The organism is Lacibacter sp., assembly GCF_057361365.1.
This window is the reverse complement of record NZ_JBMQSG010000009.1, coordinates 77903-94641: the sequence shown is the minus strand read 5'-3', so window position 1 is coordinate 94641 and position 16739 is coordinate 77903. Positions and strand designations below refer to the sequence as shown.

The window sequence follows — 16739 nt, the reverse complement described above, 5'->3', positions numbered from 1 at the left end:
GTTTCTTTTGCATTTTGTCAACAGAAATAAATGTATTTTTGCTGTCCGCATCTACTTTGTACTTTTCACTTTGTACTTCGTACTTGCTAATGGGGCTGCCTGGTTTTGACAGCATAGATCTTTGAAGGTGTAAGCATGCAGTGCGTTGGATAATTAGCACTTTAATCTGAATATTCAAAAACTCAAATGGCAATACACAGTATGCCATGGCCGCTTAATCAGTGATTAGGTAGTCATTAGGGCCGCCGAACAGGTTGATCTGTTACCAAGTTCCGCCGCCGACATAAAAACAAAACAGGTTGCTGCAACAGAAGGCTGTGACTGTTGCAAAAGACTATTCAGCTAAGTATTGCGTTGGTATGTTCATGTCCTGCGCAGTGCCGACAAACAATCATGAAATAAGCATGTAGAAAGCTTTTGGCGAATATGTTTGGACAGCGGTTCGAATCCGCTCAGCTCCACAAAAAAGGCAACAGTGATGTTGCCTTTTTTATTTTCCACCATTCAATGGGTTAACGTTTTTTATTTTCTTTTTCTATTACAAATTGGTTTGCTGTAATTGAACCTGACGATTGAAAAACATTTTTTTCAACACGGTGATTCGCTCTCACAATATCTTTAAAATAGAACAGACTTTCGTTTGTATTGCTGGAGGTAAATGTGTTTGAAATAAACCTGCTTACCTGCACGCCGGTTAAATTGATCAAAGCAATACTATCTACGGTATTACATTGTTCAATCTTATTATGGCGGAATGTAAGGTTAGGCCCAAGTGTACTTTCGTCGTTACCGCCACGATAAATGTTCAACAGTACACCATTGTTATTTATAAAAGTATTGTGGCTGATGTCGATCTCCTCAGCATTATAATAACCTTTATCATCTTTCTCATCAGCCATACTGATCATATTGACTATATTGTCTTTGAATATACTGTTGCGAATGATAATACTATCGGCGATCATTGATTTGTAGGCGTAGAAGAAGTTTTTACAACCAGCTTGTAATGCAAGACCACGTATCGAACAATTACTCATAACAAGGTTGTAATGATTGCTATACCCGGCATTATCGCTTGCAATAAAATGTGTAGCTTTTATTTCTTTACCGTCGATTGGAAGATCCTTTAAAGTTAGATGGCCATTTCCCGAAAGTACAATTGCAGCTGACATACTGCCGCTAGAGAACCTGATAGGCTTTGTTTGCTTTGTAATAAACTGTACTTGCTTGTTTACAACGATTGTTTTCGATATTTCATAAACAGAACCAGTCAATTCAATTATTACCGGACCATTATGTTCAAGCTGTGCGTACACTTCATTAGCAGTACTGCACTTCACAGTTTTTAATAATACAGGTACATTGCTTCCTGGTTGCTTAAACCATTTTGCGCCCGTTTTGCTGTAAGCATTTGCCTGAATTTGTTTGATAAGATTAATATCAGTAAAACCCGCTTTTGTTGCAAGCGGTCGACTGAGACGTGTTGTTGCTACCTTCTGAATAGAATCTATTGCAACAAATTTGTTGTTATGAGCTGAAACAGGAAATGGCTTATTGTCGTTTTTCTGCACTATTAATGAAGAAGACTTAAAGCCAGGAGAGAGTTTTTGCTTCACCTGTGAACTCACTTCGTTACCAGAGAAACGAAAGCCATTGATCGCATCATATACATGATAAATAATACTATCAATTGAATTGTAGAAAACATTGTTGGCCAGCAAAACATTTGCAGGTGGCAAAGTTCGCTCTGCATCACTTCCTTCACCAAAGCTAATGGGGCTGCAATCAACAAATGTATTGTTAGCGATCACCGCATCGGTTACCTGCACATACCGGTGCGCCGGTGAATTAGGAATGCCATTCATGATTGCTAATGGCGAGCGGAAATCGGTTCCCCTGCATTTGTAAAAAAAATTATTCACTACCCATTGTCCTTTATTGATTACACGCACACCACCTGTAGCAACTTTTCCATTTCCTAAAAACAAATTATTCTCAACTGTGTTGTTATCACCATGACGCAGCACCACACTTCCTTGTGATTCTTTAAATACATTTCCACGTACTACATTACTGCCCGATTTAATGGAAACAATTTCTGTTTCACCATTGCAGTGTTCAAAAAAATTATCTGTGATCTGTGTATTGGAATTGAATTGGCAATGTTGTGATACGCCCACTCGTATTATTTCTCCGCCGTTGGAAGCAAGCGGTGGTCTTCTGCCAAAATAGTTATGATCGATTGAATGAAAATTTTCACGGCTTCGTTCGTCATCAAGTATCACTGCGATGAGCACCCCCATGTTCTTCTTATCCTTAAAACTGCAATGATCTAAACGGTTATTTTTTCCGTAAAACAAAACCCAGTTGTTTTCATCCAATCGTTTTGGGTTATTAAAATCATCCACAACCGTATTTGTTACACGACAGTTATTAGCCAGGTCGTCTTTATCTGCCCTGAAATTGATCACCGCATCTTTGCCTGCATATCCATTATGGAAGTAGAGCCCATCAACAATTGTGTAAGCGCCACCAAGTCTTAATTGTGAATTACCCGTGATAATAACTTTGCCTGCAGATTGTGCTTTGACGATTATGGGGTCTTCTTTGGTGCCTTTACACTTTAATTTAATGACAACATCTTTCCATTCTCCATTTTTTAAAATGATCTTGTCGCCTGCTTTTGCTTTTTTTGTGGCAGCATTTAATTCGTCGATCGTTTTTACAAATGTGCTGTCGGCCGAGGCAAAAAAACTTAGCAGAAGAAAACAAGAGAGGAGAAGCAATCGTGTCATGTACATTATTTTAAGGCTTTACTTTTTTATCGGAATTCGCAAGGATGATTCTCGTATCATCAGTTTAGGTTTCAGTACTTCTTCCACATCACTCATGTCTTTATCCTGGTGAACGGTTTCAATAAATAGTTTGGCAGCAAGTTTACCCAACTCAAATGCTGGTTGATCAACACTTGAAATGCTTGGCGATACCAGACTTACCACCGGTTCATTATTAAAACCAACCAAACCAATATCATTCGGCATGTTCAATTTTTTTTCCTTTATCGCTAACATTGCTCCAATAGCCATACGATCGCTGATGGTAAATATTGCATCGGGTCTTTTCTTCATATTCAGTAATTCCTGCGTGGCCAAGTAAGCATAGTGTTGATTGAAATCGCAATTGATGATAAGATCGTCTTCCGGCTTCATACCATATTTTTTCAATGCTTTCAGGTAACCATCAAGTCGCTGATTACTGATGCCGAGATTTTTTGGTCCGGCAAGAATAGCAATGCGTTTATATCCCTGTTCAATTAAATGTTCTGTTGCCTGGAAACCGCCATCTTCATTATCAATGCGCACACCGGGTGCTTTTAAAAATGGCGTTACACGATCGAACACAACCATTGGCAATTTCTTATCGAGTATCTTTTTAAAATGATCGAATACTTTTGTTTCACTTGATACAGAAATAATAAACCCATCAACAAGACTGTCCATCATGCGTCTTGTATTTACGATCTCTCTACCAAACGATTCATTACTCTGGCACACCATCACTGTGTAACCTGCTTCCAATGCCACTTCATCAATTCCTTTCACCATTGTTGAAAGCACATAATCAAGATTAGGAACGATCACTGCAATGTTGTGCGTTTGTTTTTGTTTTAAGCTTAACGCCAGTTTATTTGGCTGGTAGTTAAGTTCATCCGACAATGCAAGCACCGCTCTTTTTGTGTCGGCATTTACATCAGGTGCATTGCGCATTGCACGTGAAACAGTAGAGAGTGAGATATTCAATCGCTTGGCAATATCTTTTATGGTGGCAGGCTTATCCATGTTTGAAATGATTTAGTAAAACTAAAGTAAACAACATTACGGAAATGCCGGTAGCGTTGCCGGTAACGTTCTCGGCAGTTAAAATTTGGAAAGTTGTTCAATAAAATTGAATAATGATGATGATATTCTAATGAATGGTCGAAATATTTAAGATTTTCAAAGTGACGGTTTTTGAGCTCCGGTCGATTTTCGGTTTAATATTACAATCAGAAGTTTGCTATATGAGAAAACGAAGGGCTCTTGACAGTACTCTCCATGCTGATTGCAGGGCTTATTCTTCTTATCAGTTCACTTCTTTTTGCTATCCCCATTTAACACACCCTTCATCTAAATTATAAGCATTCAGTTATGACATCATTCAACGAAAAAGTTGCGCTGGTAACAGGAGGTGCAAGAGATATTGGCAGGCAGGTATCATTAAAACTTGCAGAAGCAGGTGCAAAAGTTTGTATCAATTATTTAAATAATGATGAGCAGGCGAATGAAACATTGCAGTTGATCAAAGCTGCCGGTGGTGAAGCTGTGATCGCTAAGGGTGATGTAACAAAAGCTACCGATGTGCAAAATATAATTGCAACATGTACTGCTGCATTTGGAAATACGATTCATGTGTTGGTGAATGTTGCCGGTGGTTTAATGGGTCGCAAACCTTTAGCAGAACTTGATGAAGAATTTTGGGACGCTGTGATCAACGTAAATCTTAAATCAGCGTATCTCGTCACTCGTGCTGTTGTTCCGCATATGACGGAAGGTGGAGCAATTGTAAACTTTTCATCGCAGGCAGCAAGAGATGGTGGCGGTGGTGGTGCACTGGCTTATGCAACTGCAAAGGGAGGTATTCTTACTATGACGAGAGGATTGGCAAAAGAACTTGGCCCGAAAGGCATACGTGTAAACTGTGTTTCGCCGGGTATGATCAACACTACGTTTCACAACACGTTTACCAAACCCGAAATAAGAACAAACGTGGCTGCAGGCACTCCATTACGAAGAGAAGGCGAGGCACGTGAAGTGGGCGACCTGGTTGTTTATTTGGCAAGTGACGCTTCTTCTTTTATTAATGGCGAAAGTGTAGAGATTAACGGCGGTACCTATTTCGCATAACAGATGAACAGGTTTTAAAAGTAAATTGATTCTTGCATGTTACGATTGTTGAAAATAGTTATTCTTATAGTTGCTCCCGTTTTGCTTGCTGCACAGCATCCTGTTACTTTTTTTACAAAAGCAGAAGCAGCACAGGTTAGAGCAAATCTTTTTAGATATCCTGTTCTTACACAATCGTACAGTGAAATTAAAAATGAAGTGGATCAATGGATCGGTAAGGATGTTGATGTGCCGTTTCCAAAAGAAGCTGCAGGCGGTTACACCCATGATAAGCATAAAGCCAATTATACTTTGATGTTTAATGCAGGCATTCTTTACAATCTTACAGGTGATGCAAAATATGCAAAGCTGGTAAAAGATATGTTTATGAAATATGCGGCGCTCAATCCTACATTAAAAAATCATCCGCAGGCAACAAGCAGTTCACCCGGTCGAATTTTTTGGCAGGCATTGAATGATGCTAATTGGTTAGTGTACACGGGTATGGCATATGATCTTATTTATAATTCACTCACTGTAACTGAACGCAAAACCATAGAAGATGGCGCATTTAAACCTGAAGTTGATTTTGTAACAAAAGATCTGCAAACATGGTTCGATCTTATACATAATCATGGTGTGTGGGCTTGTGCCGGGGTTGGAATTGTGGGCATTGCAACAAACAACAAAGAGTATGTTGACATGGCTTTGTACGGAACAAAGAAAGATGGCAAGAGTGGTTTTCTTGCACAGCTCGAAGGTTTGTTTGCACCAGATGGTTATTACACTGAAGGCCCTTACTATGTGAGGTATGCGATTCTTCCGTATTATCTTTTTGCAAATGCTTTGCATCGTGCAAAACCCGGATTGAAAATTTTTGAACATCGTAACCGCATTTTGCAAAAAGCACTGCTAGCTGGTTTACAACAAACAAATCTGAATGGTTCATTCTTCCCGTTGAATGATGCCTTGAAAGAAAAAGATTACACAAGTAATGAATTGGTAACAGCTATCAACATTGCATTTGATGTGTATGGAAAAGATGATGGCTTGCTGGTTGTAGCGAAGAAACAGGGAAGAGTGATGTTGCACAAAGGAGGAGCTGCCGTAGCTGCTGCTTTAGTCAACAACAAAACTATTTCAGCATTCTATCCTTACAAAACAATTGAGTTTACGGATGGTGTAAAAGGTAACGAAGGTGGCATCAGTTTATTAAGAAATGGAAAGGGTGCTGATCTGTCGACATTAATTTTCAAATACACATCACATGGTTTATCGCATGGGCATTACGATAAGCTGAATATTAATTTTTTCGATCGGGGAAATGAAATATTGACTGATTATGGTTCTGTGCGTTTCATTGGTGTTGAACAAAAATTTGGTGGACGTTATTTACCGGAGAACAAAACATTCGCTTCACAAACAATTGCCCATAACACAATTGTGGTTGATGAGAAAAGTCATTTTGATGGAAAGGAAAATGTGGCCGAGAAATTTCATCCGCAAAAAATATTCAGCAGTACAACTAATGAAGCGGTGCAGGTAGTGATGGCTGCTGATTCAAATGCTTATAAAGGAGTTCGTATGCAGCGTGCAGTTTACCTGTTGCAATTGCCTGGAAGGAAAAAACTCGTAGCGGATGTTTTTTATGTTGCTTCAAAAGAGGATCATCAATACGATCTGCCGTTTCATTACAATGGTCATTTGATCAGCACTTCGGCTAAATACAAAGCATATACAAATTCACAGGAAGCATTAGGCAATAACAACGGCTATCAATATTTATGGAAGGAAGCAGAAGCGTTAGTAAATGATACCACCGCAAGCGTAACTTTTCTCAACGACCGTACTTACTACACCGTATCATCAATGATAACAGGACAGGCAAAATTATTCTTTACCAGGCTGGGTGCGAATGATCCAAACTTCAACCTGCGACATGAACCATCATTCATCATCCGCAAAAATGGAAAGGATCAAACATTTGTAAACGTTGTAGAAGTACATGGCAAGTTTGATCCCATCGCAGAATTTTCAACAGAGGCTTATTCAACAGTAAAAGACATCATGCTGTTGCACAACGATGATCAATATACCATTGCTCAAATGAAAGTAAACGGAAAGATGCTGGTCATTGCACAATGCAACAACCAGTTTGATACAAAGCAAACGCACACTGCTTCCGGCATCAATTGGGTAGGGCCATTTACAGTGTTGTACGACGGTAAGAAATTATAAAAATTTAAAACGAACTAAATAACAGACACATGGGAACAACCGAATTTGTTAAGGTATTTATTGAAGGCAATGAAATACCGTGGGAAGATGTAGATAAAGGCATGCGCAGAAAGATCATGGCTTATGATGATAAACTGATGTTGGTGCGTGTGGAATTTGAAACAGGTGGAGTGGGCACATTGCATCATCATTATCATTCACAGATCACACATGTTGAAAGTGGTGTGTTTGAAGTAGAGATAGCAGGAGAGAAGAGGGTGTTAAAGGCAGGCGATGCATTTTATATTCCACCAAACATCACTCATGGTGCTGTTTGTTTAGAAGCAGGAGTGCTGATCGATGTATTCAGCCCCATGCGTGAAGATTTTATTCAGAGCAAATAGTATTTATAAATTATGAAGATCAAAGGTCTCAGGTGGTATATCATTGGATTGATTGCGCTGGCAACGATCATTAATTATATTGACCGTACAGCAATAAATATCCTGTGGCCTTATATCCATAAAGATTTTGGCATTGCAGAAGCCGATAGTAAAGATGCATTGAAACTCATCACTACATTTTTTATGATCGCTTATGCAATTGGTCAAACTGTTACAGGAAAGTTGATGGATGCAATTGGTACACGACTGGGCTTTGTGCTTTCCATTGCAGGGTGGAGTATTTCCATTGCATTACATGCTGTGGCAAAAACATTGGGTTCGTTCAACGTCTTTCGTTTTCTGTTAGGAATTAGTGAAGCTGGAAACTGGCCCGGTGCTGCAAAGAGTAATGCAGAATGGTTCCCGGCAAAAGAAAGAGCCATTGCACAAGGGATCTTTGGTGCGGGCGCATCACTTGGTTCGGTGGTTTCGGCGCCGTTCATTGCATACTTATATCTTGCCTTTGGTTGGAAGATGACATTTGTTGGCATTGGTGTGTTGGGTGTGTTGTGGATCATTCCCTGGTTACTCATTAACAGAAATACACCTGATAAACATCCATGGATCACAAAAGAAGAACAGGAACATATCCTGCAAGATCAAGTTGCTACTAGTAATGCAGCAACAACTGCTGTTACTGTTTATTCATGGAAACAATTGTTGCAATTTAAAAATACATGGGGTGTCATCAGTTCAAGGTTTTTTATCGATCCTGTTTGGTGGATGTTTGTTACCTGGCTTCCTTTCTTCTTAAAAGAAAATTTTGGATTTGATATTAAACAGGTAGGAGCATTTGCATGGGTACCGTTTCTGTTTGCAGCTATTGGTGGGATCACTGGTGGTTTTTATTCCGCAAGAAAAATAAAAAGCGGAATGGCAGCAACAAAAGCAAGAAAGAACGCTATTACTGTTGGCAGCATCATCATGTTAATTGCATTGGCAGCAGTAGCTGTTTATCTTGATCAATTGAAAGAACAACCTGCAGTTGCTATTGCATTGATCGGTATTACACTGTTTGGGTTTCAATTTCTCATCAACAACCTGCAAACATTACCGAGCGATTATTTCCATGGAAAGAATGTAGGCACTGTTGCAGGCATGGGAGGTACATCGGCAGTGGCAGGCACATTGATCGTTACCTGGCTTGTTCCCGTACTTACAAAAACAAATTACACTTCCTTTTTTATACTGGCGGCATTGCTTGTACCGGTTGCATGGTTGTGTATCACATTCATTGTATCAAAAAAGAAATAACGATTGCTCAAAGAAACCAAAACGATTTAAAATAAGCTGTATGAAAAAATTTCTACTCATATTATCACTGCTCATAATTACCGGAGCAGGTTACAGCCAAACAACTTATTATTGGGTGGGAGGAAAAGCTGCCACCACAAGTATTTCAACCGGTGCCAACTGGAACACCTCACTTGATGGATCAGGTACTGCTCGGCCATCATCAACCGGTGCAACAGACGTGCTTGTTTTTGATGGAACAAATGTTGGCGGTACTTCACCGGCAACCGGTGCTACCATCGTTTTGGCAAATGGTAGTATCACTTGTGCGCAAATGAAATTTGTAAACAATGCTGATATTAGTTTCATACGTACAACAACCGGAACAAGTACGGTCACATTCAGTGGCGGTGATGGTGATGATTTTTTTGTAGCTGCAGGATCAAAACTTTCATTTACGTCAACAATTGGCAGCGTGCGTATGGCCATGGGCACAACAACAACAGGTCTTGTGAATGGGGATATTTTGATGAATACAACATTGCAGGCAAGATTCGATAACACACCAAGCGGTCTTCCCGGTACTTTTCGTTTCACAAGCGGATCAAGTTTATCAACCAATATTACTTCGGCCTCTTCTTCCTATGCATTTGGAAGTAACTCACAATCATCAGAAAAATGGGTTGTGTTTGAAGATGGATCAAACCTTTACTATAATGGTGGATTCAGTCCTATGGGAAATAACTCTGTTTTTTCTGCTATTGAAATGAAACCAGGTAGTACATGGCATCATCGTGCTAATAATCCAACAACAGGCTTTGGTTCTTTTTTCGTTCGCAGAAGTTTTGGCAACATCATCGTTACAAACAATTCAACCCTTACGGCAGATGGTCCGATTTACCGCATGACTAATCTCACAATTGACGCAGGAAGTACTTTCATCACACATACATCAGGACAAACAGCGGTGCTTGGCAATGTAACTGTTAACGGAACACTTTCTTCGCCAGCTGGAGGTATCAACAAATTATTGCTGTGTAATAATGCTGCACAAATTATTTCTGGTTCCGGTTCAATAAATGTTGGCGCATTTGAACTTGCAGATGCAGCAGATGTAACATTGAATACAAACATGACTGTTGCTTCTTCTGTTGAAGTATATGGCAAACTTAATTTCAACTCAAACCAAATAAATGGCGATGCTGTTTTCATAGCAGGTGGAAATGAAACGGCAGCCGCCGGTACCGGCAATACATCAACAGGCGCTTACATCATTACAGGTAATACAGGCATAACAACGGCTGCCGTTGGAAAAACTATCAGCGGCGCAGGTATTGCAACAGGTACAACTGTGATTGCTTTGTCTTCAACCAACGACAGCATCTATATTTCGCATCCGTTGCAGGCAACAGCTACTGGTATTGCTTTGACGATTTCCACTTCAGCGGCAACGCTTGCAACTGCAAGAGGCTTCGATGCTGCAACCGGTTCTGTAATCACAACCGGAAGTAAAACATTTGCAGATAAGTTGAATTATATCATCAATGGAACGACAACAACTCCGTTTGGTATAAGCACAAACTCATCAGCAACCATGATACAAACAGGGTTTGTTGAGCTGAATGCGGCTGCAACTGCAAACATTAGTGTTGCAGTTCATGATCATTTTATGCTCAATGGAAAATTTACACTTCGCTCAACCGATACTTTGCATTTATTAAGCGGTGCTATGTTGAATGGGAATTTTAATAGCAACAATTACATCGCAACTGATGTTGATCTTGCGAACAACAAGCAGTCATTGTTTAAATATGATGCCGCAAACAACGGTGCCATCTTGCCAATTGGTACGACACAATATTATTTACCTGTAACTATTACAGCAACGGTTACGGCCGATTATACTGCTTCGGTATTTGAAGGAATAACAAAAGAGGGAACACTAAACGGCACTGCCTTGATCGGTTCAGAAAAATTAACTGTTGTAAATGCGGTATGGCAAGTCAATCGATTTAACGGAACAGGTAATGCAGATCTGCAATTAAATTGGAACAGCGCATTGGAAGGTGCAACATTTACAACATTGCCTAATACTGATATTGGTATTATCAGCAATAATGGCAGCAGCTGGAGTTTGCCTTCAGGTACTGCAAATAATACAACTAATACAGCAACAACTTCGGTTGGCAGTTTTGGCTCATTCAGTGTTGGTGCAATACCACAATCTGATCCATTTGTTTTTAATCCGCTCCCTGCGAAAACATATGGCGATGCTGATTTCGATGGAGGCGCCACAAGTTTGAACACAACGCAGACCATCATGTACAGCAGCAGCAACACTTCAGTTGCAACAATTGTAAATGGAAAGATTCATATCACTGGTGCGGGCACAACAAACATTACTGCATCGCAGGCAAGCGATGGATTTTATCCTGCTGCAAGTGTTACACAATCGTTGACAGTTACTAAAGCTTCATTGCTCATTAAAGCGGATAATAAAACAAAATTTGAAGGAGTGGCTGTTCCCACGTTAACAGCAACCTACACTGGTTTTGTATTGAACGAAACAGCAACAGTATTATTAACGCCTGCTGTTATTACTACTACAGCAACCGCAAGTTCAGCACCGGGTACTTATCCAATAACAGTGAGCGGAGCAATATCAAACAATTATACAATCACATTCGAGGCAGGTGTACTTACTGTTCAGCCAAAACAAAACCAAACCATCACATTCAATCAGCCAGCCTTGAAAACCTATGGCAACGCAGACTTTAATGCAAATGCATCCAGCACCAACAATACTATTCCTATTACGTACACAAGCACTAATACATCTGTCGCAACGATCAACACATCTGGTGTAATTCATATTGCCGGTGCAGGCACTACAACAATTACTGCATCACAAGCAGGTAACGACGGTTATTTTCCTGCTACTGCTGTTGCAAGAACATTAACGGTAAACAAAGTCAATCTTACTATTCGTGCATTAGATACAAGTAAGGTTGAAGGAACTGCTAATCCAACATTCACCATTACATACACAGGATTTGTACTAGGTGAAACGGTTACCAATCTAACAACCGCTGCTGAAGCGGTAACTACGGCAGGCAATAGTTCAATACCCGGATATTATACCATTACTGTACAAGGCGCAGCATCACAGAATTATAATCTGAATTATGTTTCCGGCCGTCTTACTATTCTTCCCAAACAAGGAACTGATCAACAGTATCTCAATGCATATGTAAACAGCACCGGAAATTTGTTTGTACGTATTTATTCGCCTGAGCCAAGGTTGGGTGACATCATGGTCTACGATATGAATGGCCGGCCTCTTGTGCAACGGAATGTGTTTATGCCTGTAGGATTTATACAGGTGGAAGTATTTATTCCAACACTTACAACGGGTATGCACGTGGTAACTGTTAAAGGAGATGGGGTTGATCTGAAACGTATGATTTATGTGTTAAAACAATAATGAATTTCATGAAGAAGATCGTTTGTTTAGTCATCATTAGTTGTGTAGCAGTTCTCGCAGTGCAAACCTTGCACGCACAAAAAACAAAACAGTTTGTGTTTGCCATGAACATGGATGCATTGAAAGAGAACCGCAGTCGTATTGCAGCAAAGGATGAAGCGTTGATGCCTGCTTATAAGCAATTGCTGAAGGATGCGGATGCAGCCTTGAAATTCGGGCCAGTGAGTGTAATGGAAAAAACAAATAAGCCACCGAGCGGAGATAAACATGATTACATGAGTCTTGCACCTTATTTCTGGCCCGATCCAAACAAGCCTGATGGTCTTCCGTACATCCGTAAAGACGGGCAAACAAATCCAGAAGTAAAAGATTATAAAGACAAGGAATACCTGCCAAAACTTTGCGGCGATGTGCATACGCTTGCACTGGCTTATTATTTCTCCGGTGAAAAAATGTATGCCGAACATGCAGCGAAGCTTATTCGTGTTTGGTTTCTTGATGCAGCTACACGCATGAATCCAAACTTGAATTTTGGTCAAGCCATCAAAGGTGTAACAACAGGAAGAGGTGCGGGCATGATCGATACACGTCATTTTGTAAAATTGATCGATGCCATTGGATTGATCAGCGGTGCAAAAGCATTGACAAAAGAAGATCAGCAAAAAATGAAACAATGGTCGGCTGATTTTTTAAACTGGATGCAGACAAGTAAGATCGGCATTGATGAAATGAATGCAAATAATAATCATGGTGCCTGGTACGATGCACAACGTTTGTCATTGGCACTGTATATCGATAGTATTGATCTTGCAAAGCGTATTGTAAAAAATGCTGCAGTAAGACTTGATCAGCAGTTGAATGATGAAGGTTTATTCCCCAAAGAACTGGAAAGAACTATTTCATTGCACTACAGCACATTTGTGATGAATGCATTTTTCAATATCGCCACCATGGCAAAGCATACAGGCATCGATCTTTGGAATCATACAACAGCGTCGGGCAAATCATTAAAGAAAGCATTTAATGCATTGCAGCCTTACATCGCAAAAGAAAAAGAATGGGCAGGTACACAGATCAAGCCATTTGAATATGAAGATGGCTACGCCTTATTAATGGATGGCGCAAAGCAATACAACTGTAAAAGCTGTGAACAATCGGTAAGAACCATTGCTGGCGACAAAGCAAAACGATTACGCATTAATCTTATTTACTAAAACGATTTAAAACATAAAAACTTGCTGTTATGAAAAAGTTGAAATGTTTGTTATTCTTACTCCTTATCACAACGGGTGCTGCGCTTGCGCAGCGTAAGAACATTACGGGTAAAGTGGTGAATGCAGAAAACAATGAGCCGTTACAAGGCGTGAATGTATTGGTTGAAAAGCAAAAGGGAGGTGTTACTACAAAAGAAGACGGTACTTATTCTATTAGCGTAGATGCAAAAGCAACAACCCTTATTTTTTCGTATGTGGGCTTTCTTCCGCAAACAATCACTATTGGTGATAAGAGTAAGATCGATGTATCGCTTTCAGCAGCACCAATATCCGGCGAAGAAGTAGTAGTAATCGGTTATGGCACGCAAAAGAAGTCTCATCTTACAGGCGCAGTGTCGAAGTTTAAAAATGAACGGCTCGATGAAACACCGGTATCAAGATTAGACCAGGCTTTACAGGGAAAAATTGCAGGTGTGCAGATTCAAAATACATCGTCAGAAGCAGGTTCCGATCCAAAAATAAGAGTGCGTGGAGTAAGCTCCATTAACGCTGGTGCAAATCCGTTAGTAGTAGTAGATGGTCATCCTGTTCCTGATGGATTGGCATTTGTAAACATGGCCGATGTTGAATCTGTTGAAGTGTTGAAAGATGCGGCATCAGCTGCTATCTATGGCTCACGTGGTGCAAGTGGGGTTATCATCATTACAACAAAAAGCGGCAAAGCCGATAAACCCAAGTATTCATTGAAAGTTTCAAGTGGTGCAAAAACAGCATATGAACGTTACCCAATGATGAGTACAACAGAGTACACCAATCTTTTGTTTTATGAAGCATCTTTAAAAGCAAAAGATCCATCTATACCGGCGCCGACAGGTACAGCCATTATTGCTAACAATGAACGTGCTGCTTATATCGTAGAGAATGTGATCATGGAAGGCCGTGGTACCGATTGGCAAAGCGAAGCATTGCGAAATGCAACAGTGCAGAACATTCAACTAAATGTATCGGGCGGTACACGTAATGTAAAATATTTTATGTCGGGAGCGTACCAGAAAGACCAGGGTATGATGTATCACAGTGAATATGATCGTTTCAGTCTGCGTACTAAAGTTGATGCACAGTTGGGCAAGCGTACCAAGTTCACCTTTAATATGAATCCTTCTTTTATCAAACGTGAACGGCCTTCAGTAAACTACATTGACTTTGTTCGCTTTCAATCATTCCTGCCTGTTTATCACAATGAAAAAACAGCTGCTTTTGTGAACCAGGATCCGTTGTGGGCGGGAGTAAAAGCAGGAGATTTTGTGCAGGCCCGACATTTTAATAACCGGCTCTACACCGGTTTAATGCCCGATGGAAGTACCTGGAATACCACTGCATTAACAAGCCCTTTTAACACGGCCAATAACACACCCAAATCGGTGATGGAAACAAGATCGATCAATTCAAACGACTATCGTTTACAAACTTCCGGCGATCTCACCATCAATATTTTCCCTGGTTTTGATTTTAAAACAATGGCAAGTGCTTATGTAAACTATACACATTCGCTTGACTTTGCTAAACGAAATTCAAATCGTGATGGTGATGTTAACAGGGGACAATATAACAGCCGCTTGTTTGTTGATGTATTATCGGAGAATACCTTCACTTACAATAAAAACATTAATGATCATTCTTTAAATGTATTAGTTGGCTTTACAGCACAGCAAACTAGAATTCGTGAAGAACAATCAGTGGGTCTTGATTATCCAAGTGATAACATTACTACGTTGAACACTGCGTTGCAACTTGACCAACCTGGTACGTTTAACCTTTCAAACCAGATCGGCTTGTTATCTTATTTAGGTCGTGTATCGTATGCATATAAAAACAAGTACCTGCTTTCTGCAAGTTTTCGTGAAGATGGCAGTTCTTATTTTGCGCCCGGTAATAAGTGGGGCAAATTCCCTTCTGTTTCATTGGGGTGGGTGGCATCAAAAGAAAAATTTCTCAGCAATGTTGGTTGGCTAAGTAATTTAAAACTGCGTGCAAGCTATGGCGCCACTGGTAACAATCGTATTGTAGATTTCGCATTTGTTGATCTGTTGTATGCAGCAAATTATCCACTGGGTGCAGGAACAGGTGCGGTGAACATCGGCCAGGTTCCTTCACGAGATATTTTGTCAAATGAAAACATTACCTGGGAACGTACGTTCCAGTATAATGGAGGTATTGATCTATCGTTGTTCAAAAGCATCATCAATCTTTCTGTTGATATGTATCAATCGCAAACTGATCAATTGTTATTGCGCCAGTCAACAATGGGCTTTACGGGTGTTCCACTTACCTGGAATAATATTGGACAGTTACGTAACAGGGGAATTGAGTTTGAATTAACAACAAACAATATTCGCAAGAAAGATCTACGCTGGACAACCACAGCCAATCTTGCGCATTCAAGAAATAAATTACTTGAATTAGGTGAAGAAGCATTTTTATTGAACCAGGGAGAACGTACAGAGATTTATATGAACAGGGTAGGTGATCCGTTGATCCAATACTTCGGCTACAGAACCGATGGCGTTTGGCTTTCACAGGCGCAGATAGATGCTGCAAGAACTGCCGGTTTAACAAGTGGTTTAAGTAATGTGTTTGTACCTGGTGGTTTAAAGTTGGTTGATGTGAACGGCGACAATGTATTAGATCCTGATGATCGTGTAGTGATCGGCTCTCCTTTTCCTGATTTCACCTGGGGCATCAGCAACACAGTTACCTACAAAGCATTTGACCTGAGCTTTATGTTCCAGGGAGTACAAGGTGGTGAGTTGATCAATGGTGATCCTAATTATAACGAAACAAAACGTTACAATAAAAATTATACAAAGAATCGTTGGTTAAGTCCTGCAAATCCGGGCGACGGTAAAACACCTTATTCAACAGTTGGTTTTAACTGGATGCTTACGGATTATGTGGTGGAAGATGCTTCTTATTATGCGTTAAGAGAAGTGATCGTTGGGTATACATTGCCGGCAAAATTTGCATCTGCCATTCGTTTAAGTTCCATGCGTATTTATTTCTCTGGACAGAACCTGTTTTTTAAAGCAGCAAACGGCTACAGGGGTATTAACACGGAGGGGAGATTTACTTCAGGACCATATAACACACCATTGGTTGATGGTTACCAACGTGGATCATTCCCAATGCCAAAAACGATTTTGTTTGGTATCGACATCAACTTTTAATT

The 16739-nt window shown here is 40.1% G+C and carries 9 protein-coding genes and 1 other RNA gene; 8 read left to right on the top strand and 2 right to left on the bottom strand.

All coding sequences use genetic code 11. The annotated features are described in order from the left end of the window. Positions 1-91: 91 nt before the first annotated feature. Positions 92-464, top strand: a transfer-messenger RNA (tmRNA) gene (ssrA, locus tag ACO1QW_RS08065). A gap of 48 nt (positions 465-512) precedes the next feature. Here the strand turns inward: ssrA and ACO1QW_RS08060 are convergent. Together ACO1QW_RS08060 and ACO1QW_RS08055 are read right to left on the bottom strand one after the other, a co-directional pair. Then, on the bottom strand, positions 513-2795 hold the full coding sequence (locus ACO1QW_RS08060; RefSeq protein ID WP_486257392.1) for a polysaccharide lyase 6 family protein: 2283 nt from the start codon (positions 2793-2795) through the stop codon (positions 513-515). Between the two features lie 18 nt (positions 2796-2813). Further along, positions 2814-3839: a LacI family DNA-binding transcriptional regulator gene (locus ACO1QW_RS08055; protein WP_486257390.1), complete on the bottom strand. Its 1026-nt coding sequence runs from the start codon at positions 3837-3839 to the stop codon at positions 2814-2816. 348 nt (positions 3840-4187) lie between these two features. Between ACO1QW_RS08055 and ACO1QW_RS08050 the strand changes: the two genes are divergently transcribed. The 7 genes from ACO1QW_RS08050 to ACO1QW_RS08020 are packed head-to-tail and all read left to right on the top strand — an operon-like array spanning position 4188 to position 16737. Continuing rightward, positions 4188-4943 (top strand): SDR family NAD(P)-dependent oxidoreductase, encoded by a 756-nt coding sequence (locus ACO1QW_RS08050; RefSeq protein ID WP_486257388.1) that lies wholly within the window; start codon positions 4188-4190, stop codon positions 4941-4943. A gap of 36 nt (positions 4944-4979) precedes the next feature. Beyond that, on the top strand, positions 4980-7160 hold the full coding sequence (locus ACO1QW_RS08045) for an alginate lyase family protein (RefSeq protein WP_486257386.1): 2181 nt from the start codon (positions 4980-4982) through the stop codon (positions 7158-7160). 29 nt (positions 7161-7189) lie between these two features. Beyond that, positions 7190-7543: a cupin domain-containing protein gene (locus ACO1QW_RS08040; RefSeq protein WP_486257384.1), complete on the top strand. Its 354-nt coding sequence runs from the start codon at positions 7190-7192 to the stop codon at positions 7541-7543. Positions 7544-7555: 12 nt separating this feature from the next. Continuing rightward, the gene (locus ACO1QW_RS08035; protein ID WP_486257382.1) at positions 7556-8836 is read left to right on the top strand and encodes an MFS transporter; all 1281 of its coding nucleotides are present in this window, start codon (positions 7556-7558) and stop codon (positions 8834-8836) included. A 40-nt stretch (positions 8837-8876) separates the two neighbouring features. Continuing rightward, positions 8877-12299, top strand: coding sequence for an MBG domain-containing protein (locus tag ACO1QW_RS08030; protein ID WP_486257380.1), 3423 nt, complete (start codon positions 8877-8879; stop codon positions 12297-12299). A gap of 8 nt (positions 12300-12307) precedes the next feature. Continuing rightward, positions 12308-13513: an alginate lyase family protein gene (locus ACO1QW_RS08025; RefSeq protein WP_486257378.1), complete on the top strand. Its 1206-nt coding sequence runs from the start codon at positions 12308-12310 to the stop codon at positions 13511-13513. A gap of 29 nt (positions 13514-13542) precedes the next feature. After that, positions 13543-16737, top strand: coding sequence for a SusC/RagA family TonB-linked outer membrane protein (locus ACO1QW_RS08020; RefSeq protein WP_486257376.1), 3195 nt, complete (start codon positions 13543-13545; stop codon positions 16735-16737). Positions 16738-16739 lie beyond the last annotated feature (2 nt).